Here is a 25,294-nt window from a genome sequence, read left to right as displayed (position 1 = left end):
TTCCTCAGTCGATTAGATACATAATGGCGCTGCATTCTGGATGGTTTAGCGCGTAGTCGCGTAAGCGATAATAGTGCTCACTAATTGCGTCACACTCGGTGCGACAGACGTGGTGGCTGTATGCCATCAAGCAGACCGCTATACCGGCAGCCTCTCCGCTCATCTCCGCATCGTTGCCATTCATCGGGTTGAACAACGTCCACTTCTCACCGTCGGGCTCCGGAGCCATAAATGCGCCGCCGTTGCTGAGTGTGTAAAAGCTCCAGACGCCGCCGCTGTAATCAGCGCGCAGACGATCCATCCAGCCAAATATTCGGGGCTCAAGCGTTATCCACTGCGGGATGGTGCCAAAGTGCTGCGGCCAGAAGTCGATGCGTAGCTCGTCAGGGACCACTGAGGCCGTAATTGCTGTCTGCTGAGCGAATTGAGGGTGTTGTGTATCCATTTAACTATCTCCTTATGCCGGAACTGTTGTTTAACACCCGAAAAACTCGAGCATATTTTCTGCCATCACCCACAGAGCGCGATTGAGCTTCACATCGCCGTCAATGCCGGTAACAGCACGGGTACGGCTGCTTTTCCCCTGTGGGCTACGCCCTGACAGACCACCTTTCATCAGGTTCTCCTGGACACGCTGGTAGACGGTCCACAGGTCATCGCTGTAGTCCTCCCGGCGACGAGGAGTCAGCAACTGCGATACCGTGACCGGCTGGTGGTCCTCTCCAAATCGATACTTAAGTGCAGCATTTGCCAGTGCGTGACGGGCCGGGGCTGGCAGCGCCAGCGACTGCATCGCATCGCGCTTCTCCTCCACCCGGTCAAAGACCCCCAGCACTTCGTAAGCCCCTTCAATCACCTTCTCGACGACATTACCTTTATGCGGCACCCGCACTTCTCCGAACGACTGACCGCAGACCAGGCCGTTGGTACAGACGCCACGAAACAGCCCCGGCAGCATCTGGTAGCTCGAGGAGCCGTCATGGCTGTTGAGCAAAATAATTTCCGGTACCTGATGCCTGGTCAGTTGACTGGCACGACGCAGGCGAAGCATGTGTTTGGTGTGCTCCCGCTTGCTCAGGTCACGGACCTTCGTCTGGCAGGCAAAGAACGGCTCAAAGCCTTCACGCTGCAGGTTTTCGAGAATGGTGATGGTCGGGATGTAGGTATAACGGTCTGAACGAGACTCATGTTTGTCACTCCCGAACACGCTGGGGACATGACTCATCAGCTCTTCGTGGGTCAGAGGCCGGTCACGGCGTATCTGGTTTATACGGCCAAAGCGGCTGGCTAATCGCATGGCTAACTCCTTATCTGATAATCAAATAAAAACAAAAAAGGCCATGTTCCCGTAGGAGCATGGCCTGTTGCTATCTGGTGTTGGTGCGTAGCGGGCTGGAGAGGTCTGAAATGTGAATAATTAATCGCTGTAGCGTGTGGTCCGGCACTCACTGAGGTCAGACAGTTCTTTTTGCGTATTCTTCAGACCCGGACTAAAGGAGCCAACTTTGTTATTGTTGACGTAAACATCGAAATTAGACGACAGAACCAGCGCGTCAATAAATGACACCCAGGCGTTATCGCCATTCCTCCAGCCGAGGGATGAAGGTAATGGAAACTGACTGTTATCCATGACCACCGTTATTTCTGTCCCGTTGTCGTGAGAATCCAACATCGTACCATTGGGCAGGGTCACTAATACGCCATGTTGCAGAATGTTCTGTTCATCCGGATTACCAGTACAGTTGAGGTTAAAAATCACCTTCTCAGGGCTACTGATAATGTATTCCGTCACCCCCATCCCAAAACCACTCGTCCACATATTGGGAATAGCCTGTGCTGTTGATACAGAAGCCAGCATAGCTAATGTAACTATTACGTAAGGCAGTCGCATGATGTTGTCCTCAAATCATGTAATAAAGCTTTTGTTGTTTGAAACAATAAAGTAATGAAAAAACAGTTGGATTATCTTATTTGTTTGTAGCGAAACGCTTCTTTCCCGGCATAAATCCCGACGAGATCGTCATAACGAGGGTCCTTTTTATTCGTGCGGAATGTTACCTTCATATCCGGACTGCACATATCCTTCATGGTGAGATTGAATTCTTTACCTGGCGTAATCGTATAGCCTGTTGCTACACCGTCTTTACTGGGAGTGATCCACCCCCATATGCCACCCGGACAATCTCTGGAAGGTTTCGAGCGAACAACAATAAACCATCCCATTGAATCCACTTCCGTCGCTGTACACAGTTTTCTGACCTGTCGGTGGGCATCACACCAGAATATATTCCCACTCTTATTATTCACTGCCGCAGGCAGGAACCCGCTATAAGGACGTGCTGCATGAGCATTACCTGCGATAAGTAAGGGGAACAACATGACTGGTAGTAAAGACAATAAGTTCAATTTTTTCATTGCATTAACCTTACATTTAATTATGGAGACCATCTCTAATCAGTTTGTCCGGATTGCCCCCGACTTTCTGATGGAGAAAATGAATTCAGCGACTGTTGAATAAAACGGAAATGAGGTAAGGCTAAGATAAAATGTTTGTCCTCCGACAGCTGATGGAGAAGCTCACTGCGAATAAATGTTTCCCGGGATGGCCTTACCAGATGAATCTCATCCAGCCGGAAGACACGTAGTTGCCTGTTATGTTCAGCGACCAGATACCAGTAACCATCCAGGGCGATTAGCCGGTAAGGTGCAACGGCCTCATGACGCTCCCCTTCAGTCAGAATGGTGATGCGCTGACATCCCGAAATAGCTCTGACCAGCCTGTAGAAGCAGAGCTTTCCTGCCGGGGGATGAGGTCTGTCCTGATGCCATACCAGACAAGGTCGCTCATCACAGTCCAGCAGGCTGCTGACCAGTCGCCGGTCAAAGCCCGGGAAAACCCCGGCCAGCCCTGTGCGGTGAGCAAAGGTCAGAATATCTATTTCCTGCCGCGTACTGTGAATATCCGAGCGCAGACTGCACTGCCCCTGGTAGTAATCCAGGTCGAGATACATCAGACGTTCCCGAAAGTCACGACGCAGCGTGCGCTCTGACACCCCGAATTCAGTTGCCAGTTTGCGAATAAACAGAGTTTCACCGGACACCAGGCGGCTGATAATCAACGACAACCTGACGGCAAGCCGGTCATGTCGCCGTTCCTGAAGCGTCATGAAAGATTTCTCCTGAGATGTTAACTCTCTGAATTAATAATGATTACTTTAAAGGAAGGGGTGGACAGGGTATGGACAACATCGGAACTATTTTTTATGAGCAGCACGGGCTTGTGGGCGCTCGTCTGACAGATAATGATGCTTCGTCTGATTTAATTGATGATAAAACGCAGTGGAAAGGACATGTCCACAATCAACAAATCATTAACAACCAGTTCATCATTCGCAGAGAAAATTGCAATATCAGAAGAATATCCAGTCCCAGACGGCCCGTGCGACCGACACCACCGCATCACGCACGCTACGAATCACCGTTTTCAGCGATGCAGGCATGAACGAAGATGATTCTGCGGTATCGAAAACCCGGCCCACAGCTTCACCGAAATTGTTACGGGCCTGCGACTTTACCGGCTCTGTGCAGAGTCTCCCGTGCAGTTGTGTCGCTACCGGGCTGGTGGCGCGGTCAGGCAGACAGCGCATCATGGTTGCCACCATCTCCTCAATACCCCAGCCAGTGCTGGCTGACACCACACAGACCGGATGATACGGTTTAAACATCGCCATAATCGCAGCCTGCTTTGCTTTAAGATTTCCCAGTTGGTGCGGTGAAGGTTTGCTGGTGAGGGTATCCCATTCATGACAGGGTTCGATTTTGTCGGACTGGTTAATCACAAACTGTACCTTTTGCCTGTAAGGTTGCATTACGCCGTGCCAGAACTGCTCGTCCACGGTCAGTGCCCTATCATCGGCCTTAATGAGCCACAGCACCAGATCCAGCTCCGGCAGGATTCGACGGTACAGGGCCCGGTATTCATGATCCCGTCGCCCGCTTTCACCTACACCCGGTAAATCGACAATCACCAGACTGTGACAACCGCTGCGCAGCCGGAAGCGCAGTACGTCGCGAGTACAGGCGTTCACGTCACTCACCGGGGACACCTCGCCCCGGAAAAGTTCGTTGCAGAGAGAGGATTTACCAGCACCACTTTTGCCCATGATGCCAATCACCGGCTCGTAGTGAGTCAGGTTCTGGATACGTTCAAGAATAAGCTGGCGAAGCGTGTACGGAAGCGACGCAAGCGGTTGTTCAAAGGCCTGAAGGCCATCAGGTTTATTCATACAGTAGTCTCAGCGTGAAAAATTAAAAACCCCGCGTTCCAGTCAGGAAGGCGGGGGATTCACAGAGATGATATCTATCTGAAATTACTTGGGATTTTAGATTAACACGTAAACGGACTTCTGCAGGGCAGAACTAAAAGATGTCCGCTTAGTGCCAATGGCAGACGTTGTTAAGCTCATGCAGTATGGATTCACGAAGAACATACGTTATTTTTTGTCCTGATTGACTCGGAATGAAAGCTCCTGATGGCTCTCTTTTCACTCGCTGTAGCGATCTGCAAGATAACCGGTTTCTCCCTTAAGCAGCACTGTGATTTTAAACAGCGCCTCGGCTACATCGACGGAACTAAATGTTTCTCGACTATTCTCTAAGGCAACTTGCGGCATTTACAAAAAAGAGCCGGGTTTTACCCGGCTCTTTTTAGCTGATTTCAAAATCTTTTAATTCCCCACCTTCAGCAATCAGATTTGAGATCCGCTTCGGCATTCGCCCCTGACCTGACCATGTTTTTGACTCTCCAGTTTCGTTAGTATATCGATACTTCGCGGGGCGGGGGGAGCGCGTCCTTTTAGCCTTACCCGGAGAGCCAATAGCAGCTAAAAGTTCGGAGGGGTCGATACCCTCATCAAGCATCATCTGACGAAGTGTTTCCAGTTTATCGCGGCGCTGACTTTCATTTGCAAGACGTAATGTCTCTTCTTCTCGTCGTTCTATAAGAATAATTTTAAACTTTTCCAGAACATCTTCCAGTACATCTAATGACATTTCACGAGTCTGAGAACGTAAGGTACTTAAAACTATGATGCCAGGAGTCATCCGGAGAGCCTTTTTATATCCTCATAACTTATTGCTTCAGTCACACCTGATGAGATTTAAAATGAGGAGAGACAGCGCCGCCACTTAGCAAGGTTTTTCACAAATGGCAAGATGGCACGCAGGGGAGAGACACCTGCATTTTGTCAGAAGGTAGCGAATTACTCTCTCTTTATAGAGGTGTTTCTAAAAAAGTGTAATGTAAAAAAAAAGCCTGCTGTTAGCAGGCCATAAATGTTTTCAACTCATTTTTGTTCGATTCTGATAAATAGGGTAAGCATGCAATTAAACGTGGAGCAGAGAGCATGACAAAAATGCTATAAATATTTCCTGGCCGCATCAAGTATCTCCTGTGACGTTAACTCCCTGTCAGTAGCCACGTAAACAATACCATGATCGCCAGTTAAGGAAGGAAAACCTGCAGACATAATCCGAAGATGTGTTTCTTCACCGTTTGGATATTCCTGCCTGATAGAGGATATACCTTCCAGAACGGTCATGACTTTACAGGATTCAGCATTAAAGAAAACAAGGACTTTAATCATATTCTATTACCCTGTTCTCTCGTGGATATTAACTGGCAGATGCCATTAAGGTCAAAGCCATTACGCACTTCTTATTTAACATGTGGTTAGTTTGTGCTTTTAGACTTTTTATGCAGTAGTACTGCACTTCATCACATCGGTTAGCATACTCATAATTTTGAAAAATATGCTGATCAGATATTATGAATAAACGACTTTCATCTGATTTAAGTTATGGATCTGTCTACTCAGGAATAATCCTTTATAGTTATCGCAGACCCACAATGATTTATTTATCGCAAAGTGTTACGTTTGCAGCAGCAGGACCCTTGTCTCCGCGGTGAATGGCGAATTCAACTTTCTGACCTTCAAATAAAGTTTTAAAGTTGTCGCCATCAAGTGCAGACAAATGGACAAAGATATCTTTGCTGCCATCAAGAGGAGAGATGAAGCCAAAACCTTTGTCTTCGTTAAACCATTTAACCAGGCCCATAATTCTAGAGGTCATACTGACTCCGTTATACATGATTGTATTGATAGTAAACGTATAGGATTAAATATATGGACTCAAAAGAGGGGATATCAACGATAGCGCCTGGTAATGAGAACTGCCCGGAAAATTTCTAACTTTCATTAGTACATCGAACTGATGGGATTCATTAAGGCACAGGGAATCGATATAAGCAAATTATCTTTTAGCCGTCCAGAGGTCCTGTAGGGAAAATAAAAGTGGCTGAATGCCATTTTCAATGTATAGTCTTTACGTGTTTTCAATAAGGAATTGACTTGTCCCATAAAATGACAGGAATTGTCAAAAGCTTTGATATTCTTAGTGGTAAAGGCCTCATCATCCCATCTGATGGACGAAAAGACGTTCTGCTTCACATTTCAGCCGTTAACTCTCGCGAATCAGAATTACTCATCCCTGGAAGCCGCATAGAGTTTTGCCGGATAAACGGTCTCAGGGGGCCTGTGGCTGCGAACATTTATCTTTCCTGATTTTCAGTGTGTCAAAATAGATAGATTAAAACTTAACCACATGTGGTACGGTGAAGCTCATTCATTGAAAGGTTAATGGTTATGTCTGTTATCAATTACGCAATGAAATTCTTCAGCAGTGCGTCTACTGCCACTGCTGCCTGTCCTGTTTGTGGCTTAAAATCAGTACAACCGTTGTCAAAAATCCGGCTCAACCAGACCATGCTTTGCCCCGGATGTAAGGCTCTGTTTATCTCCCGACGCTAGCTCGACCAAAACCGCAGAACAGAGCTCATGTCCTATACTTATGTTAGATTCCGGCAGCTGTTAAATCCCTGATGCCTGACGCCCATCCTGAGAGAACGTTTCTGAACTGATTTCGCAACTGCTCCTGCGCGCTAACGTCGCATCAGAGCAATGCTATGAAAATGATCCCCAGAGCGTGGTTTAACCGCTCCCGTATTCTGATGAATGCTGCCGAAAACATAACGTTTTCGGCGAACGATCCTGCCGGTGAAAGCTCGCCGCGGTCAGAACTCTTTTCGACCGTCCAGATGGAACGCTACGGCCAGAAGCTGGCGCGGACTCATAAAGTATCACCGGATAGGCATCCTTATTATCTTCTGAAACGGCTTGGCGACAATGAGGCCGTCATTACCCAAAACTGCTATGAGCTTAACGCGGGTAAAAAGACCAGTATCATGCCCGCCGGTGAATGGCTGCTGGACAATTATTATCTGATTGAGGAACAAATCCGCACTGTCCGCCAGCATCTGCCGAAAAGCTTTGGCAAAGGTCTTCCGTCGCTTGTATCGCCGCTGAATTGCCCACGAATTTATCATATTGCATCAGAGGCCATTGCTCACGGCGATGGCCGCTGGGATGCCGCCAGCCTGACCAGCTATCTCACTGCCTATCAACAGGTGACGCCGCTGACGCTGGGTGAAGTCTGGGCGTTACCGGGAATGCTGCGCCTTGCGCTGATTGAAAATCTTCGTCGTATCAGTATGGAAGTGATAAAAGCGCAGCAGGACAGAAACCTTGCTGATACGTGGATAACAAGGATTGTCGAATGCGCAGAGAGTGCGCCTGGTGATTTAATCATGGTGGTTGCCGATATGGCGCGCTCCCGACCTCCGTTAACCAGTGCGTTTGTCGCAGAGCTGGTGCGGCGCCTGCAGGGGCATGGCAACGCGCTGTCGTTACCTCTGACCTGGGTTGATCAGTGCCTTCGGGAACAGGGGATCACCACTGACGTTCTCATACATAGTTTCAATCAGCAGCTTGCCGCCAGCCAGCTGTCCGTCAGTAACAGCATCGCGGGCCTGCGTTTATTGAGTGAAACGGACTGGGCTGATTTCGCCGAAACGATAAGCGTTGTCGAACAGGCATTACGCAATGATCCTGCCGGCATCTATCCCCGGATGCACTTTAATACCCGGGATCATTACCGGCACGTAGTTGAGGTTCTGGCCAGAGACAGCGGTCTCAGCGAGCCTGAGGTTGCTGAGAAGGTGCTGGCGCTTTCAGAGGAAAAAGCGCCCGATACACCGGAACATCATGTTGGTTATTATCTTGCGGGCGAAGGTCGACAGGCGCTGGATATTCATCTCCTGGCAGACGCCTCAAGGCTCATACGCTTGCGGCACAGTTTCAACAGAATAACCCTGCTGTCATGGCTTGGAAGCCTGGCGTTGCTGACAACCGCAGCGACCGCAGCAATATTGCACGAAACCGCCATGCAGGGCGCAGACTGGCTATTGATCGCGGTGATATTACCTCTGATTATCGCATTAACTCAGTTAATGAGCGATTTGCTCAGTGATGCAACCACCCGTTTTCGCGTTCCTCGACCCTTACCGGGGATGGATTTTTCAGCCGGTATTCCCGCTGACAGTGCCACCATGTTAGTCATTCCCTGCATGTTGACCAGCCACGAAAGTTTCAGCCAGCTCCTCACCAGTCTTGAAGTCTGCTGGTTGGGGAATGAAAACGAAAATCTCAGGTTCGCGCTGCTCACTGATTTTGCTGATTCTGAAAATGAACCCTCGCCGGAAAGTCACGCGCTGCTCAGACAGGCTATCGCCGATACGCAGGCGCTTAATCGCCGCTACCCCTCCGGCCGACCACGTTTTTATCTGTTACATCGCCAGCCTGAATGGAACCCCTCGGAAGGAGCGTGGATGGGCTATGAACGCAAGCGGGGAAAACTGGCGTTACTGAACAGCTGGTTGCGCCATCCCGGAACGCAATTCGTCAGCGTTGCAGAGATGCCTGCCCACCTTTTACCGGGTCACATAAAATACGTCATTACCCTGGACAGCGATACGGTGCTCCCGCGCGATACGGCACACAAACTCGTCGCGACGATGGCGCATCCGCTGAATACGCCTGAGTATGATCCGGTACGCCAGAGGGTTGTCAAAGGATTCGGTATTTTACAGCCCGGTCTTGCGGAGGAGATACCACGCAACGGTCAGGGGCGTTACGCAGCCCTGCGCAGCAGCGTACCGGGCAATAACCCTTATTCGATGATGTCTTCGGATATTTATCAGGATCTCTTTGGGGAAGGCTCGTTTGTGGGCAAAGGGATTTACGATGTTGATATTTTTATGCAGGCCACTACCAACATCTGCCCGGAAAATCTGGTACTCAGCCACGATCTGCTTGAAGGATGCTATGCACGTTCGGGTCTGCTGAGCGAGGTGTTACTGTACGAACAGTACCCTAATAATTATCTGTCGGATGTTGCACGACGTTCACGCTGGATCCGGGGTGACTGGCAACTGCTTAACTGGCTAAAACCACGCGTCAGAAAAGCCGATGGAACCCGGGTCAGGAATCCGCTGACCGCGCTTTCTTACTGGAAATTACTCGATAATCTACGTCGCAGTCTGGTCGCCCCCTCCTTACTGATATTGCTGTTCTTCGCTCTGCTTTGGGTACCCAACCCGGTTTACTGGCTGGGCATACTGTTGCTGATATGGCTGTTGCCAGCCATCCTCTGCATCAGCCACGACCTTCTGCATAAACCTCTGCGTCGCCGCGTGAAGCCGCATCTGTTAATGGTGGGGGCGGGCGCGCTAAAGCGTCTGTCAGGTATCAGCCTTAATTTTGCGATACTGCCGCACGAAGCCGGATATTCGCTGAAAGCGATCGCCGTGACGCTATGGCGACTGGGGATAAGCAGGCGTCACCTCAGCCAGTGGGTCAGCCACAGCCAGGACAGCAGTCAGGCCAGACCCACTGTTGCACGTTTTTATCAGGCGATGTGGCTGAACGTTGCCGGTGGCGTGGCGCTGACAATACTGACCGGACAATTTGCCCCACAGCTGCTGGGGATTGCGTTACCGATCGGTTTGGTATGGTGTGTGGCACCGCTGCTGATGAGCTGGCTGAGTCGCCAGCCCGTGCGTAAGGTTTTTTCGCCTAATCAGGAACAAAAACAGCTGTTACGCCAGACAAGCCGTGAAATCTGGGCTTTTTTTGAAACATTTGCCACAGCAAAAGAGAACTGGCTTCCGCCTGATAATTATCAGGAAATACCACAACCGACGGTGGCACACCGAACTTCTCCTACCAATATTGGTCTTTCACTTATGGCTAACCTGACGGCATGGGACTTTGGCTACCTGCCTGGCGGAGAGGTGCTCCGGCGCGTGTCGCTCACGCTCGACACGATGGATAAAATGGAGCACTACCGGGGCCATCTCTACAACTGGTATGACACCCGTACGCTGGCCCCCCTAAGTCCACGCTATATCTCCAGCGTCGACAGCGGCAATATGGCCGGGCATTTATTGACCCTGCGTGCAGGCCTGTCCGCCATGCGTCATCAGCCTGTTTTAAGCAACCAACAGATACTGGCAGGACTGAACGATACGCTGGATATTCTGGAAAAACAGTGGGGTAAGAACCCACCTGACAGCCTGAGACTGCTGCGCAAGCATTGCCTGAACGCGGTGTCGCTCTCTCCGCAGGCGCTTTTCAGCGAACTGAAAAGCATGCGCACCCAGTGCAACCATCTGACCAGCGCATGTCATCAGGGATCTCCTCTTCAGATGCGCTGGGCTGGACATCTGGAGCATCAACTGGTTCAGCTTTGCCATGAGTGGTCTCTGTTGCTTGGCTGGTTGCCTGCATCCTGGAATGAACAGACGCTGCCGACGCTGAGCGAGCTTGCCCGTCCGACATTAACCGGTACAGGAACGCCTCCGGCGTCAGTGGCGGAGCAGGCCCGAATGCGACTCAATATTATCACCGAGCTGGAACAGCGGCTGGATGAGCATGCCCGGATGGATTTCGCCTTTCTGTACAGTGAAGCAACCAGTCTGCTCAGCGTCGGTTATAACTGTGACACCAATATGCCTGACAAAAGCCACTACGATCTCCTGCCGTCTGAAATCCGCCTGACCAGTTTTCTTGCCATTGCGACTAATCAGCTGCCTCTTAAAAGCTGGTACGCGCTGGGTCGATTGTTTACCACGATTGATAATGAAACTGCCCTGATGTCATGGAGCGGATCCATGTTTGAATATCTGATGCCGAATCTGGTGATGCCCACCTGGCCCGGCAGTCTGCTCGATGAAATGAGTCAGTCGGCGGTTATGCGCCAGATTCATTGGGGGAAAGAACGCGGGGTACCATGGGGTGTTTCAGAGTCTGGCTATCATGCTTTTGATGTTCAGCATAATTATCAGTATCAGGCATTTGGCGTACCGGGGCTCGGTCTACGCAGGGGACTTGCCGATGACATGGTTGTTGCTCCTTACGCCACGCTGCTGGCGCTGATGGTTTCCCCACAGAGAGCCTGTGAGAACCTGTTCAGGCTGCAAAAAAATGGTGCACGCGGAGAATACGGTTTTTATGAAGCGCTGGACTATACCCCCTCACGTCTTGCAACCGGTCAGCTCTATGCGGTGGTACAGTCCTGGATGGCGCATCACCAGGGTATGGCATTTCAGGCGCTGGCTCATGTGCTGCTTGACGCCCCCATGACTGAACGCTTTATGTCCAGCACGGTATTCCGGTCAGCGAGTCTGCTGTTACAGGAGCGCGTGCCGGATGCGGTCGATCTGTACAGTCCGCGCCGTCATTTTGAATCTCATGAGGGCATGGTCAAACCCGTTCGCTATGAACCCCGTATTTTCTATAGCGTGGATACCCCCTCCCCGGATATTCAACTCCTGTCCAACGGCCATTATCATCTGATGTTGACCGCGGGCGGCGGTGGTTACAGTCGCTGGAATGATATTGCACTAACGCGCTGGCGCAGTGATACCACCCGTGATAACTGGGGAGCATTCTGCTACATCCGCGATACCCAGACGGGAGATGTGTGGAGCAATACCTGGCAACCAACAGGCTACACCAGCGGACAAGACGAGGAAGTGTTGTTCACCGATGCGGGGGCAGAATTCAGACGCAGCTTCGGGGGACTCAGCGTCAAAACTCAGGTGGTGATCTCTCCGGAGGATGATGTTGAATTGCGACGGCTCACACTGATTCATCGTGGTCGTAAGCCTCGCTCTCTGGAGCTGACAACCTATGCTGAAGTGGTACTGGCACCTGATGCCAGCGATCTGGCACACCCGGCATTCAGCAATTTGTTTATTCAGACTGAGCTGGCTCCTGAGCGTGACGCTATTCTTTGCCACCGGCGCCCGCGCTCACCGGATGAACCGGGCCCTTGCCTGTTTCACATGATGGTGGTGCACGGCGATAACCGACATAACGTGTCGTTTGAAACGGACAGGGCAAGGTTTATTGGACGTGGCAGAAACCCTGCGAATGCACAGGCAATAGAGACGGGAGGGATGCTAGGCAACACGTCGGGCTCGGTGCTGGATCCGATACTGGCAATTCGCAACGCCATCATTCTGCAGCCAGGGCAGCCGGTTACGATTGATATCATTTATGGCATCAGCGAGACCCGTCAGCAGAGCCTGGCGTTGCTGGAGAAATATCGCGATTACCCTATTGCCGATCGCGTCTTTGAACTGGCCTGGTCTCACAGTCTGGTGGTATTGCGCCAGATGAACGCCAGTGAAGATGATGCCACGTTGTTCAATAGTCTCGCCAGCGCTGTGCTTTACCCTGTCCAGGAGCTGCGCGCCGAAGGCCAGGCGATAGGCCGCAACCGGCGTGGCCAGTCCGGACTGTGGGGCTGGGCAATTTCAGGGGATCTGCCGATAGTGCTGCTGAGTATAACCAGCGAGGAAAGTATCACCTCAGTGACCACACTGATTCAGGCACACCGTTACTGGAGACAGAAAGGGCTGGATGTTGATTTGGTTATCCTGAATAACAGCCCCGGCGGCTACCAGCAGGGATTACAAAATCAGATTATGGAGTTAATTTATGCCGGGTCTGAAGCCAGTCTGCTGGATAAAAAGGGCGGGCTTTTTGTCCGCAACGGTGAGCATCTCTCCGCTGAGGATAAGTTGCTTTTGATGAGCGTGGCCTGTCTTTATCTTGATGACCGCGCAGGGGGTATTAATGAGCAGCTTAACCAGCGTATTCATACCCTGAAATCGCCGGCAAGGGCATTCATTCCGCGTGCTGTGCGCGAGCGTAATCAACATACGGACTGGAGCCCTGATACCAGTCAGTTATGCCATTTCAACGGATACGGTGGATTTTCTCAGGATGGGCGGGAGTATCAGATCGTCCTTCGGGAAAATGCGCTTACACCGGCTCCCTGGTCGAACATACTGGCAAATTCTCGTTTTGGCAGTGTGATCTCAGAGGCAGGGCAGGCCTATACCTGGTATGAGAATGCCCATGAATACCGGTTGACGCCGTGGGAGAACGATCCGGTGAGCGATCGCAGCGGCGAGGCATTTTACCTGCGCGATGAAGAGAGCGGGGAGTGCTGGTCGCCGACGGCTTTACCTGTTCGCGGACACGGTGACTACCTGACCCGCCATGGTTTTGGCTACAGCGTTTTTGCCCATCGTGAGAGTGGTATAGACAGCGAGTTGACGGTCCTGGTTGCTGAAGAAGATCCGGTTAAACTGGTGCTCCTGACGCTCAGTAACTCCTCGGGACGGACACGTCAACTTTCCGTCACAGGCTATGTAGAGTGGACGCTCGGAGAAACACGAACGCGCTCAGCCCCTCACATTGTGACACATGTGGCCAGAACGCCCGGCGGCTGCGGGATACTTGCGAATAACTTTTATGGTGATAATGGTGGCGGCCGAACTGCATTTTTTGCCGTCAGCGGTAATGACTGTTCTCTGACAGGGGACCGCCGGGAGTTTATTGGCCGTAATGGTTCCCTTCACGCCCCTTCGGCTATGAAACTGCAAAAGCTTTCTGGTAAGACGGGGGCCGGTCTGGATCCCTGCGGAGCGGTGCAATCGGCGGTTACATTAATTGACGGGGACCAGAGGACGTTTATTTTTATCCTCGGTGCAGAGGAGAATGATGTTTGTGCTCAGGAGACGCTGGCCCGCTACATGAACGAGGATACGGTCCGCCAGGAGCTGAACCGGATTCATAATCACTGGCACAATGTTCTCGATAAAATCGTAGTTAACACCCCCGACACGTCCGTAAATTTACTGGTTAATGGCTGGCTGTTGTATCAGACGGTCGCCTGCCGTCTTATGGCCCGGAGTGGCTACTATCAGTCTGGCGGTGCATTTGGTTTTCGCGATCAGCTGCAGGATACGCTGGCTCTGAGCCACGCTGCTCCGGACCGGATGCGTGAACAGATAATACTCTGTGCATCACGGCAGTTTATCGAGGGGGATGTGCAACACTGGTGGCACCCGCCACACGGCAACGGTGTGCGTACCCGCTGTTCCGATGACTATCTTTGGCTGCCGCTTGCTGTTTGCCACTATGTTGAAACGACGGGGGATATGGAGGCTCTGGGAATACGCATTCCTTATCTGGAGGGACGCTCGCTTCAGCCTGGTGAAGAGTCTGTCTATGACACGCCGGTCATCAGCGGCACCGAAGAGACACTCTGGTTACACTGCGTCAAAGCTATTCACTATGGACTTCGCTTCGGGGAGCATGGCCTGCCGCTGATGGGGGCTGGTGACTGGAATGACGGGATGAACCGGGTGGGTATCGAAGGCAAAGGTGAAAGCGTCTGGCTGGGCTTCTTCCTGTACGACATTTTGCAGCGGTTTGCAGCGCTGGCGGAGCGCAGGCTGGATGAAAGCGTCGCCGCGATGTGCCGTTCACAGGCTCTGCGCCTGCAAAGTAATCTCGAAGCCCACGCCTGGGATGGGGAATGGTACCGGCGCGGGTATTTTGACGATGGTACTCCCCTGGGATCGAAAACCTCACAGGACTGCCGGATTGATGCGATTGCGCAGAGCTGGTCTGTATTGTCCGGCGCCGCGAGCCCGGGACGGTGCGCAAAGGCCATGCAGGCGCTGGATAAGCACCTTGTGGATAACGAAGGAGGGCTGATCAAACTGTTAACGCCTCCTTTCGACGGACACGGTCCAAATCCGGGCTACATACAGGGGTACCTGCCCGGCGTGCGGGAAAACGGAGGGCAGTATACGCATGGCGCCATCTGGGCAGTGATGGCCTTTGCCCGAATGGGGAATGCCGGACGAGCCTGGCAACTCTGGTCAATGCTCAACCCTGTAAATCATACCCTGAATGCGGACTCTGTCGGGATTTATAAAGCTGAACCTTATGTCATGAGTGCTGATGTCTACAGCGTCGCTCCCCATACCGGACGTGCAGGGTGGAGCTGGTATACCGGTTCCGCAGGCTGGGCCTGGCGTTTACTTACCGAGGAATTACTGGGGATAAAACGTTCCGGCACTGACTTTAGTGTTCATGCCAGGTTACCGGATGAGTGGTCGTCTTTTTCTATGGCATATCAATATGGTGAAAGCCATTATCAGATTAGTGTTTCACGCGGCGATGCAGAATATTGCGTGACGCTGGATGGTGTTCTCCTCCCTGATGACAGAATACCGCTGAAGGATGATGGACAAAACCATACGGTTGAGATCATTCAGAACTGACACTGATCCCGGAGGTGCATTAACGTCTGCCGTTAATGCGCTGATTATCCCTGAGAACATCAATCGCAGTCTGCATGGCGATTTTGTCATCCCGCCTTTTTTGTTTGTCCTGCATGACCTGAAGGTATTCCAGCAAGGTGCGGGTATTAATCGGTCGGCCCTGTTTACCCACAGCCAGCACGGCTTCGCCAAGAATAATTTTCACAGGCGGTAGTTGTGCCGGATACCAGTCAAGGGTGTCTTCTGATTTCATCTTAAATTTCTCACGGAAGGGTAGTGTATCATAAATCAGACGTTCAATTTTCAATATCTGATATCCTGATTCAGACACAACTTAACATAACTTATGCCAGTTATTTTTATATTAAAGCGTATAATAATTACTCTATTCCTCAGAGAATTATTTATGTCTTATACAAATGGGCTCAGGTATTTTAAAGAAAGACCGGTTCATGTTGCCTGTCCGGTATGTGCACACAGAGCCGATCAGAAAGCAGGTAAACTAAGAAAAGATGCGGTTCTTGAGTGCCCTGCCTGCGGACTGTTGTTCAGACCTTCAGAATGCTGGTGTATCGGCGGCTGATCAGCTTCTGCCACTTAACGTCAGTGATGTCGGAAAATGACAACATTCCTCCTGTACTGCTGTTGTCGAGGGTATGATAATGAAATCTAAAAAATCTGTTTTTATTGAAGGGCATATTATGTCGAACAGCTGTCACGGACAGGCTGGCCAACCTTTCTGTATTCACAGGGTCAGGTTTAGTAATGGTAAATATGCGATTATTCGGGTGGCATCCGGGATATGTTTCAAACCAGACGAAATTATTCAACGAAACGATTGTGAGTGGTTTTGTAAACTTACCAAAATTCGGCTTCTTTCTTTTGAGTACCTTGATGATGATGAATCAAGAAGACAATTCCTTGAGTATCAATGATAAAACCATGGATTTATAACAGGATAAATTTACTGGCTTACAATTCACTCCTGGTTCTTTAAATTATTCACCAGCCACTGGAAAATATTTTTTCCTGAATTTAGATGAATTTAAATCATCTAAAACAAAATGTATCGCTAAAGACGAATTGCCTCATTGTTTTCCTTTTGCGTTATAACCTTCATTAGCATTAAGGAAATTTATGGCACAGACTTTTACTCATAATTTACTTCATCCTCGTCACTGGCTTACCTGGTCTGGTTTGGGTCTGCTGTGGCTTCTCGTTCAACTTCCTTACCCGGTTTTACATATTCTGGGCTCTGGCCTTGGAAAAATATCAAGACCCTTTCTGAAACGCCGGGAACGGATTGCGATTAGAAATATCGAACTGTGCTTTCCCGAGATGACACCGTTTGCCCGGAGCCAGATGGTCAATAAAAACTTTGTTTCTCTCGGGCTGGGACTGATGGAAACAGGAATGGCCTGGTTCTGGAGCGATGCGAGAGTCAAAAAATGGTTTGATGTCGAAGGGCTTGAAAACCTGACCGGTGCGACAAGAGGAGTAATGGTTGTCGGGATTCATTTTATGTCCCTTGAGTTGTGTGGAAGAGTAATGGGGTTATGCCATCCTATGATGGCAACGTATCGCCCACACAATGATCCATTAATGGAATGGGTACAGACAAAAGGGCGTATGCGTTCAAATAAGGCTATGATTAATCGACGTAATTTATCAGGTTTTGTTCATGCGCTAAAAGCAGGTGAAGCCGTTTGGTTTGCACCAGACCAGGATTATGGGTCTAAAGGAAGCGTTTTTGCACCTTTTTTCTCGGTAAAAAAAGCAGCAACGACGAACGGAACGTATGTTCTTTCAAAACTCGCTGGTGCGCCCTTGATCACACTTAGCATGATTCGACGTAGCGATAAAAAAGGTTATCACATGTATATCAGCAAGCCGTTGTCAGGCTATCCAGGGGAAGACAAGGTCGCCGCAGCGGCTTATATGAACAAGATCATCGAGCGTGAAATTCTCCGTGCTCCTGAGCAATACCTGTGGATGCATCGCAGGTTCAAAACGCGTCCTGAAGGCGAAGTCTCTTTATACAAATGAACAACTCTACTTGTCACGAGCCAGAGTCTATCTTTCTTGCCACTGCGTATTTGTAAAAAATGCGATAAGGAATTTTCGATCGGATTCATGCTAACGATGGGTTGACTGACAGCCAAGGTTAATCAATTAAACCGGTTCGGATTTGAAGGTCCGTTTTTCGCTCACAGCGTACCTTCAGCTCAGTTAGCTTGTAAGATTCGAGCCAAAAACATATATTCTAGTAAACAGGAAACCGCTCCATCATCCATACCCCGCCATATTAATCTTTAACAAGTATGTGCTCTCTACGTAACGGGACAAGAGAGAGATAGCTATAGACCTTGGTCCATTAAGATTCATTACAATACTGAGAAATCAGACGAAGAAACCACTGAGATCACAACGCTATTTAGCAGATCGCCGATAAGATTTCGCCGCTTGCCAGGCATGTTTCATCTTCTCAATAAACTCCAGCTTCTCTTCAGGTTGGACGTTCCACACATCTATAGCCGCAATAATCATGTCATAACGCATAGACATATTATAAGGGCGAAGATAGCCCGCTATTCGTCCTTTTCCTTTGAGATAGTCCCAGAGATAAACTAACTGAGTTTCATCATCACGTGATATCCAGTCAAAATCTGTCAGAAAAAAATCATATTGCTCAAGCCAGCGCTCATGCAGTTTTTTGAAATAAGTGATCTTATCTCCAAGTGAGCATGGAGCTTCATCAATGAACCTCATCACACCATTGATGAGTTCACGCTCAGTTACCGGAGTGGGGTTGTACAGATCGGTACTTGCTCCCGCGTTCAGATAGAATCGGGAGAAAACGCGTTTCGGTTTTTTCGAAGCAGTAGCCTGTGGATTTTTTATCAGGTCCCAATCTATATCGTCCAGGTCGATATTCAAATTAGAGAAATCAATATTTGTGAAGATATTATCATCCATTAAAAGAGAATTAAAACTACCAGAACCACCGACGTCATTCCCCAACCCACCAAGCGTCAGCCCTGCAGATAATACTGGGTATTCAAAAATATAATGGTGAGCAAACCACAATGCTCTTGGTGTACCTTTAAAACAATCAAAATAATCTTTATCAATCAGTAGCAGCTCAGCCCATTCTTTAAGAGTTTTCCGACCAACTTTGATCCTGTCCTGATCGCCTAGGAAATGCCGTTCAAGGATCTCAGAGATTAAACGTCGAAACTGATCCGGCGAATCATAAGTACTCCACTGTAAGGAGTAATCAGTGTTGGAAAGCGCACCAAGCATTTTTAGGTACATTATCTCGTAGCGGATCATATCGTAATGCAACATCGTCTCTTCCCTCTAATTCTGGCTCCTGAACACAGATTAGCATGAGTATCTTTTAGGTAGAGGGAGGCAGGTCACAGGCTGAGGAATGGCTGATTTTTTACTGATATCCTACTGATTTTATTGTGATAAAACTCTGACACCTTACTGCATTATTCCTGTTATTTTCACTCTATGACCCTCCTCTTTTCACCTCATTAGAATCGTTCACCAGCAGATATGAACATTTGGGTTTTTAGTATAATTAAAGGGGGCTCCCTGTTTCTATACCACCCTGTTCACAGCTTCTTCCCTCATTCATTAACCCTGCCTGTATTCCCCTGGATACATAGTTCCCTGTATCTGCCGTATCCCTGCTTCTCTTAAAAATTACATCTTATCCCAATCCTTTGTACTCCACCTGACAAAGGATAAATCAATGCACACACCTTACCCTTTTAATTCCAGATTTGTAGTGGTCAACTAAAACTGGCCACGGTTTTAGAGTTTTTCCAGTATCGGTTTTCCGATTCGTTTGGAGGTAATCCACCGTTATAGTCATGCGGCCTTAGCGAGCTGTAATACCCGACGATATAGTTTGTGATCGCATGAGATGCTTCGCTAAAGTTTATATAGCCTGTCACTGGCACCCACTCGTTTTTCAGACTTCTGAAGAAGCGTTCCATCGGGCTGTTATCCCAGCAGTTTCCACGTCGGCTCATACTTTGCCTGATCCGGTAACGCCACAATAACTGCCGGAACTGCCTGCTTGTGTAGTGGCTACCCTGGTCACTGTGGAACATCACTCCCGCTGGTTTACCTCGGGTTTCCCACGCCATTTCCAGCGCTTTGATGGTTAGCTTGCTGTCCGGTGAGAATGACATTGCCCAGCCTACCGGTTTCCTGGCGAACAAATCGAGAACGACGGCGAGGTAAGCCCAGCGCCTGCCTGTCCAGATATACGTCACATCGCCGCACCATACCTGATTAGGCTCTGTCACTGCGAACTGTCGCTCAAGGTGATTTGGGATAGCGATGTGTTGATGGCCACCACGTTTATACCGGTGGGTGGGTTGCTGACAACTCACCAGTCCCAGTTCTTTCATGAGCCTGCCGGCAAGCCAGCGTCCCATTCTGAAGCCTCTCAGGGTTGCCATGATGGCGATACTTCTCGCGCCAGCAGAGCCATGGCTAATGTTATGCAGCTCCAGAACCTGACTACGTAATACAGCCCGCTTGCCGTCTGGCTTTTCGGGGCTTTTCACCCAGTATTTGTCGCTGCTGCGATGAACCCCGAACACGTGGCAGAGTGTGACCACAGGATACTGCGCTCTGAGTTTCTCGATTAACGAGAACTGTTCAGGGAGTCTGACATCAAGAGCGCGGTAGCCTTTTTTAATATGTCGTTTTCCATTTCAATGCGTTGTAGCTTTTTCTTTAACTCACGTATTTCAATCTGTTCCGGGGTTATAGGAGAGGCTTTAGGTATTTTGCCCTGTCGTTCATCCCGTAACTGCTTTACCCATCGCGTCATGGTAGAAAGCCCCACGTCCATAGCACTGGCCGCAGCTGCAACGGTGTAGTTTTGATCAAGGACCAGTTGAGCGGATTCGCGTTTAAACTCTGCGCTGAAATTTCTTTTTTTCATTGGGACACCTGTATTGTTCTGAGATGAGCATATCACCTCTGTTCAGGTGGCCAAATTCAGTAAACCACTACAGATACACGATGAACTGGTTTCTGCTGTCTCTACTCAATGACCACCTGAATCAGCTACTGAACCGATACTCCCGAATACAGGCACTCAGACTCGACCTGTTCTATCAAAAAGGTACAGAGCGCTATAAACGTCATTCATGGAATGAAACCGAGCGCGAGGTGCGCATGCTGGTTGAACGCACCCTGCAGCACACAAATCTGGCAGGATATTTCTGGGTTCTCGAGAACTCTGTAGACCACGGGTGCCATGCCCATATCGTGTTCTATCTCGACAGGCACCTTAATCAGGCTACCTACCCAATAGCTGAGAGAGTAGGAACAATATGGCGGGAAATAACGCAACGAGAAGGCTATTACAACCGCTGCGAATACAAGTCCACTTATGAAGTCAGTATTGATAAGCCAGTGAACTACGATGATACCGAAGCCATCGATAACCTGCGCTACATCATCAGCTACCTTGCCAAAGAAGAACAAAAGCACGGTCACTATTACTACGGAGCCAGTGAGGTACCGCCGCCCAGCGGACTGGGGCGTCCTCGCACGGTGTAGCTCGCGTTCTGCACTTTTTTACGTATCAATCCATTGATGTGGAAGGGCTGGTGGTAACGAGCAATCAACCGCCAGCTCAGGATGATCCCACAATGGAAGACAGCATCATGACAGAACAAATTTCTTTGCTTGATGACCACCTGGTGGATATGCGGTTCATCACGAAGCTAACGGGGCTGACAGATAAGTGGTTTTACAAGCTGATTAAAGATGGCCTATTCCCGAAGCCGATTAAGCTGGGCCGCAGCTCCCGCTGGCGACAGAGTGAAGTCGAAGACTGGCTATTAGAACGCATCCGTTGTTCGCGCGAGTACTAAGAGCACGCTATCGGTCTGAACATCAACGGGGGAGTAATCCAAAAATGTCAGTAGGCGCAATAAGTCTTGTTTGGAAATACAAACCGAAGCTGTGTTAATCAGAGGGTGAAAACCCAGTGACCGACTCGCTGATACAGAAGTATCGATAACAATTCGAATATCGTAAGCGTCCAGCGAGAGCCGTCTGGTCATAATCTGAAGCATACGACAAAGTGGTGTCCACCAAATAAGTAGTGGGAACCAAAGTGTCAGATATGCAGAAAAATATGACTCCCGGCAGGCGTAAGGGCTGCCCTAATTATTCTCCTGAGTTTAAAAAGCAGCTCGTAGCTGCCTCCTGTGAACCCGGGATATCCATCTCAAAACTGGCGCTTGAAAATGGCATTAACGCCAATCTGTTGTTCAAATGGCGCCAACAATGGCGTGAGGGAAAGCTGCTGTTACCTTCCTCAGAGAGTCCTCAGCTACTCCCTGTGACTCTCGATGCCACCTCCGTACAGCCAGAACTAACCGCTGAGGGCCCGGAGGCTCTCAGTATCAGCTGTGAGGTAACGTTCCGGCACGGGACGCTCCGCCTTAATGGTACGGTCAGCGAAAAGCTCCTGACTCTGCTGATACAGGAACTGAAGTGATGATCCCGTTACCTTCCGGGACCAAGATCTGGCTGGTTGCCGGTATCACCGACATGCGCAACGGCTTCAACGGGCTGGCTGCAAAAGTGCAGACGGCGCTGAAAGATGATCCGATGTCCGGCCACGTCTTCATCTTCCGGGCCGCAGTGGCAGTCAGGTCAAACTGCTGTGGTCTACCGGAGACGGGCTGTGCCTGCTGACCAAACGGCTGGAGCGCGGGCGCTTCGCCTGGCCGTCAGCCCGCGATGGCAAAGTGTTCCTGACACCGGCGCAGCTGGCAATGTTGTTGGAAGGCATCGACTGGCGACAGCCGAAGCGGTTGCTGACCTCCCTGACCATGCTGTAGGCCTCTTTATCCTGGTTGTTGCAGAATAAGCCTGGTAAAATGCGGGCTTATGAACGACACCTCTTCTGACGACATCCTTCTGCTGAAACAGCGCCTGGCTGAACAGGAAGCGTTGATCCACGCCCTGCAGGAAAAGCTGAGCAACCGGGAGCGCGAAATAGACAAGCTGCAGGCGCAGCTGGATAAACTTCGCCGGATGAACTTCGGCAGTCGTTCCGAAAAGGTCTCCCGCCGCATCGCACAGATGGAAGCCGACCTGAACCGGCTGCAGAAAGAAAGCGATGCTCTGACCGGTCGGGTGGATGACCCGACAGTGCAGCGTCCGTTGCGTCAGACCCGCACCCGCAAACCGTTCCCCGCATCACTCTCCCGTGACGAAAAACGGCTGCTGCCGGCAGAGGCATGCTGCCCGGACTGCGGCGGTGCGTTGAGTTACCTGGGCGAAGATGCCGCCGAACAGCTGGAGCTGATGCGCAGCGCCTTCAGGGTTATCCGGACCGTGCGGGAAAAACACGCCTGCACAAAATGCGACGCCATCGTGCAGGCCCCCGCGCCTTCACGCCCCATCGAGCGGGGTATCGCCGGGCCGGGGCTGCTGGCGCGCGTGCTGAGTTCAAAGTATGCAGAGCATACCCCGCTGTATCGTCAGTCAGAAATATACGGTCGCCAGGGTGTGGACCTGAGCCGTTCACTGCTGTCGGGCTGGGTGGATGCATGCTGCCGGCTGCTGTCACCGCTGGAAGAGGCGCTTCAGGACTATGTCCTGACCGATGGCAAACTCCATGCCGATGATACCCCGGTGCAGGTGCTGTTGCCGGGTAATAAGAAGACGAAGACCGGGCGGTTGTGGACATACGTTCGCGACGACCGCAACGCCGGGTCAGCGCTGGCACCGGCCGTGTGGTTCGCCTATAGCCCGGACAGAAAAGGCATCCACCCGCAGACCCATCTTGCCGGCTTCAGCGGTGTGCTGCAGGCGGATGCATACGCCGGGTTCAACGAGCTTTACCGCAATGGCCGGATAATGGAAGCCGCCTGCTGGGCTCACGCCCGCCGAAAAATCCACGATGTGCATGTCCGAACGCCATCGGCGCTGACGGATGAAGCCCTGAAGCGTATCGGCGAGTTGTATATCATCGAGGCGGAAATAAGGGGAATACCGGCAGAACAGCGCCTTGCCGAACGTCAGCAGAAAACGAAGCCACTGCTGAAATCACTGGAAAGCTGGCTGCGTGAAAAGATGAAAACCCTGTCGCGACACTCAGAACTGGCGAAAGCGTTCGCATACGCCCTGAACCAGTGGCCGGCCCTGACGTACTATGCAGACGATGGCTGGGCGGAAGCAGATAACAACATCGCTGAAAATGCTCTGCGGACGGTCAGCCTGGGTCGAAAAAACTGGCTGTTCTTCGGTTCGGATCACGGAGGTGAGCGCGGCGCGTTGCTGTACAGCCTGATCGGGACGTGCAAACTGAACGGTGTGGAGCCAGAAAGCTACCTCCGCTATGTCCTTGACGTCATTGCTGACTGGCCGATAAACCGGGTCAGCGAACTGCTCCCCTGCCGCGTAGCATTGCCAACTGAATAACACCTCCCCGTCAATACGGTTCTCGCTGCACGCTTACCGAATATCCTTCTCCTTGTTATGTGCAATAGCGAAAGGCGTAACCCCGCTAGGTTCCACACCGAGTATTTCTATTAACTCGTCTGGTTTAGCGAAAGACAGACGCGATTCATTACGCTGGAGCGCTAACTCGCGAAGATCTGCCTTTTTATTGCCATCAAGAACATACAGGTAGAAATGCTTACCAGAACTATTTTTGAGTAACAGGTTCTTCAGCAACTGTGCCGGAAAATCCGCAGCAAAACTCGCATGGTCAGCGACCGTCTTCACTTCCGGATGTGATATGTACTGAAAAGATATATCCAGCTCTTTAAGCAATTTCAGAACCGCATGCTCATTCATATTTCCCCCTAAGTTTCATCACTGCCTGTAGCTTATGTCACAGGCAATGTAATTCACCTGAAGCTCATCTTGAATCTGTCCTTCTGCTAAGCCATTACCCTACTGGCACAACCGACCTCAAGATGAGCTTCTTACTTTTAACGATGCGTCAGAACGATCCTGCGCCGGGCGAACATCGTTTCCGCAGATAGCTGGAAGTGATATTCCGCTGCCTTCAGCTTTCTCGATTTAAGCATTTTCAGCGTAACTCCACTTATATGCCCTACTGCAACCCTTCTCTGAATTTCACCAGCGCTCAGCATGAGCTGCTGCTTCAAAATCGACAACAGGCTGACCTGGAATGAACGGGAAATCCTGACACTAACGCGGACCCGCTGGTGGGCAGTGATGCTTACCGGCCAGCGTTCCTGAACGGTAAAATCAGGCCGACCCGATAGCTCGGCATTATTTCGCTTCAGCGTAGCTGTGTCATAGGCAAAATGTAGAACCGTGGCTGCATCGTTCATCATCAATCGGTGATGAAGTTCGCGGTCAATTTTGCTGACGTGCAGGCGCGTAAACAGGGATATATTCCAGGTGTAATCGCAGTGTGTGCATTTGTAGATACTCCACACGTCCAGCACCTTCTTTTGCGAATTAACCCGAAATGCCCCCGAAGGCAAAAAGTCCCGTTTAATGCTGCATGAAGGGCAGCGTTTCGCGATGCGCTGATACCCCACAGGCGTGACGGTCCATGTAACTTTCATAACGTACCTTTTTTAACCCATACAAAACCGGATCCGCACTGAACGGACCATAGATGTTTATGTTCGAAAAATATTTAAGAGTTAT

The 25,294-nt window shown here is 50.4% G+C and carries 23 protein-coding genes and 2 pseudogenes; 10 read left to right on the top strand and 15 right to left on the bottom strand.

Translation table 11 applies throughout. The annotated features are described in order from the left end of the window. Positions 1–4: 4 nt before the first annotated feature. From AL479_RS14440 to AL479_RS14395, 10 genes and pseudogenes are all read right to left on the bottom strand, one after another. A complete protein-coding gene (locus tag AL479_RS14440; protein ID WP_061076547.1) occupies positions 5–445 on the bottom strand; it encodes an antirestriction protein in 441 nt (146 codons plus the stop codon). Between the two features lie 30 nt (positions 446–475). Further along, the gene (locus AL479_RS14435; RefSeq protein WP_061076546.1) at positions 476–1,297 is read right to left on the bottom strand and encodes a DUF932 domain-containing protein; all 822 of its coding nucleotides are present in this window, start codon (positions 1,295–1,297) and stop codon (positions 476–478) included. Between the two features lie 120 nt (positions 1,298–1,417). Then, positions 1,418–1,891: a hypothetical protein gene (locus tag AL479_RS14430; protein WP_061076545.1), complete on the bottom strand. Its 474-nt coding sequence runs from the start codon at positions 1,889–1,891 to the stop codon at positions 1,418–1,420. A gap of 71 nt (positions 1,892–1,962) precedes the next feature. Then, positions 1,963–2,415 carry a hypothetical protein gene (locus AL479_RS14425; protein ID WP_049082528.1) on the bottom strand — a complete coding sequence of 151 codons (453 nt, stop codon included), beginning with the start codon at positions 2,413–2,415 and terminating at the stop codon, positions 1,963–1,965. Positions 2,416–2,450: 35 nt separating this feature from the next. Continuing rightward, positions 2,451–3,167, bottom strand: coding sequence for a helix-turn-helix transcriptional regulator (locus AL479_RS14420; RefSeq protein WP_049082522.1), 717 nt, complete (start codon positions 3,165–3,167; stop codon positions 2,451–2,453). A 243-nt stretch (positions 3,168–3,410) separates the two neighbouring features. Next, complete coding sequence (locus AL479_RS14415) at positions 3,411–4,286, bottom strand: GTPase family protein (RefSeq protein WP_023303014.1); 876 nt, start codon at positions 4,284–4,286, stop codon at positions 3,411–3,413. Positions 4,287–4,544: 258 nt separating this feature from the next. Beyond that, a pseudogene (locus tag AL479_RS14410) lies at positions 4,545–4,655 on the bottom strand (arsenical resistance protein ArsH); the annotation flags it as partial. A 52-nt stretch (positions 4,656–4,707) separates the two neighbouring features. Then, positions 4,708–5,103: an H-NS family nucleoid-associated regulatory protein gene (locus AL479_RS14405; protein WP_061076544.1), complete on the bottom strand. Its 396-nt coding sequence runs from the start codon at positions 5,101–5,103 to the stop codon at positions 4,708–4,710. Between the two features lie 314 nt (positions 5,104–5,417). Then, positions 5,418–5,645, bottom strand: coding sequence for a hypothetical protein (locus AL479_RS14400; protein WP_010434226.1), 228 nt, complete (start codon positions 5,643–5,645; stop codon positions 5,418–5,420). Positions 5,646–5,913: 268 nt separating this feature from the next. Beyond that, the gene (locus AL479_RS14395; protein WP_000203924.1) at positions 5,914–6,132 is read right to left on the bottom strand and encodes a cold shock domain-containing protein; all 219 of its coding nucleotides are present in this window, start codon (positions 6,130–6,132) and stop codon (positions 5,914–5,916) included. Positions 6,133–6,410: 278 nt separating this feature from the next. On the opposite strand from AL479_RS14395, the gene cspF reads away from it, so the two are divergent. From cspF to AL479_RS14385, 3 genes are all read left to right on the top strand, one after another. Next, on the top strand, positions 6,411–6,623 hold the full coding sequence (gene cspF, locus AL479_RS14390) for a cold shock-like protein CspF (protein WP_001446195.1): 213 nt from the start codon (positions 6,411–6,413) through the stop codon (positions 6,621–6,623). Between the two features lie 75 nt (positions 6,624–6,698). Next, positions 6,699–6,869 (top strand): YnfU family zinc-binding protein, encoded by a 171-nt coding sequence (locus AL479_RS24045; RefSeq protein ID WP_305955329.1) that lies wholly within the window; start codon positions 6,699–6,701, stop codon positions 6,867–6,869. A 155-nt stretch (positions 6,870–7,024) separates the two neighbouring features. After that, positions 7,025–15,607, top strand: coding sequence for a GH36-type glycosyl hydrolase domain-containing protein (locus AL479_RS14385; protein ID WP_061076543.1), 8,583 nt, complete (start codon positions 7,025–7,027; stop codon positions 15,605–15,607). 19 nt (positions 15,608–15,626) lie between these two features. Here AL479_RS14385 and AL479_RS14380 read toward each other — a convergent pair whose 3' ends face one another. Further along, positions 15,627–15,860, bottom strand: coding sequence for a hypothetical protein (locus AL479_RS14380; RefSeq protein WP_004132711.1), 234 nt, complete (start codon positions 15,858–15,860; stop codon positions 15,627–15,629). A 93-nt stretch (positions 15,861–15,953) separates the two neighbouring features. Here AL479_RS14380 and AL479_RS24235 point away from each other — a divergent pair, with 93 nt between their 5' ends. Next, on the top strand, positions 15,954–16,190 hold the full coding sequence (locus tag AL479_RS24235) for a YnfU family zinc-binding protein (RefSeq protein ID WP_218189857.1): 237 nt from the start codon (positions 15,954–15,956) through the stop codon (positions 16,188–16,190). A 554-nt stretch (positions 16,191–16,744) separates the two neighbouring features. Then, positions 16,745–17,653 (top strand): kdo(2)-lipid IV(A) palmitoleoyltransferase, encoded by a 909-nt coding sequence (lpxP, locus tag AL479_RS14370; protein WP_061076542.1) that lies wholly within the window; start codon positions 16,745–16,747, stop codon positions 17,651–17,653. 384 nt (positions 17,654–18,037) lie between these two features. On the opposite strand, the gene AL479_RS14365 is transcribed toward lpxP, so the two are convergent. Both AL479_RS14365 and AL479_RS14360 read right to left on the bottom strand, forming a co-directional pair. After that, positions 18,038–18,955 carry a hypothetical protein gene (locus AL479_RS14365; protein WP_061076541.1) on the bottom strand — a complete coding sequence of 306 codons (918 nt, stop codon included), beginning with the start codon at positions 18,953–18,955 and terminating at the stop codon, positions 18,038–18,040. Positions 18,956–19,410: 455 nt separating this feature from the next. Next, positions 19,411–20,579, bottom strand: a protein-coding gene (locus AL479_RS14360) for an IS3 family transposase (RefSeq protein WP_105291761.1) whose coding sequence is annotated in 2 segments (ribosomal slippage) — positions 19,411–20,330 and positions 20,330–20,579 — 1,170 coding nt in all. Because the reading frame shifts where the segments join, the coding sequence is not laid out codon by codon here. 80 nt (positions 20,580–20,659) lie between these two features. On the opposite strand from AL479_RS14360, the gene AL479_RS14355 reads away from it, so the two are divergent. The 5 genes and pseudogenes from AL479_RS14355 (at position 20,660) to tnpC (ending at position 24,085) form a co-directional block, all read left to right on the top strand. After that, positions 20,660–21,202 (top strand): YagK/YfjJ domain-containing protein, encoded by a 543-nt coding sequence (locus AL479_RS14355; protein ID WP_225851836.1) that lies wholly within the window; start codon positions 20,660–20,662, stop codon positions 21,200–21,202. 107 nt (positions 21,203–21,309) lie between these two features. Next, positions 21,310–21,519 (top strand): helix-turn-helix transcriptional regulator, encoded by a 210-nt coding sequence (locus tag AL479_RS14350; protein WP_075038942.1) that lies wholly within the window; start codon positions 21,310–21,312, stop codon positions 21,517–21,519. Between the two features lie 254 nt (positions 21,520–21,773). Further along, positions 21,774–22,151: an IS66-like element accessory protein TnpA gene (tnpA, locus tag AL479_RS24230; RefSeq protein ID WP_042922212.1), complete on the top strand. Its 378-nt coding sequence runs from the start codon at positions 21,774–21,776 to the stop codon at positions 22,149–22,151. After that, positions 22,151–22,497, top strand: a pseudogene (gene tnpB, locus AL479_RS14340) (IS66 family insertion sequence element accessory protein TnpB). Before tnpA ends, tnpB begins: the two are co-directional and overlap by 1 nt. A gap of 49 nt (positions 22,498–22,546) precedes the next feature. Next, positions 22,547–24,085 carry an IS66 family transposase gene (tnpC, locus tag AL479_RS14335; RefSeq protein ID WP_042922208.1) on the top strand — a complete coding sequence of 513 codons (1,539 nt, stop codon included), beginning with the start codon at positions 22,547–22,549 and terminating at the stop codon, positions 24,083–24,085. A gap of 33 nt (positions 24,086–24,118) precedes the next feature. Here the strand turns inward: tnpC and AL479_RS14330 are convergent, their stop codons facing one another. Together AL479_RS14330 and AL479_RS14325 are read right to left on the bottom strand one after the other, a co-directional pair. After that, positions 24,119–24,463 (bottom strand): YbaK/EbsC family protein, encoded by a 345-nt coding sequence (locus AL479_RS14330; protein WP_061076537.1) that lies wholly within the window; start codon positions 24,461–24,463, stop codon positions 24,119–24,121. Between the two features lie 137 nt (positions 24,464–24,600). After that, positions 24,601–25,209 carry a DUF1062 domain-containing protein gene (locus AL479_RS14325; protein ID WP_061076536.1) on the bottom strand — a complete coding sequence of 203 codons (609 nt, stop codon included), beginning with the start codon at positions 25,207–25,209 and terminating at the stop codon, positions 24,601–24,603. Positions 25,210–25,294: the final 85 nt, after the last annotated feature.

The organism is Citrobacter amalonaticus (assembly GCF_001559075.2).
Taxonomy (GTDB): domain Bacteria; phylum Pseudomonadota; class Gammaproteobacteria; order Enterobacterales; family Enterobacteriaceae; genus Citrobacter_A; species Citrobacter_A amalonaticus_F.
The sequence above is the reverse complement of the archived record's forward strand: the minus strand, read 5'-3'. Positions and strand labels throughout refer to the sequence as shown.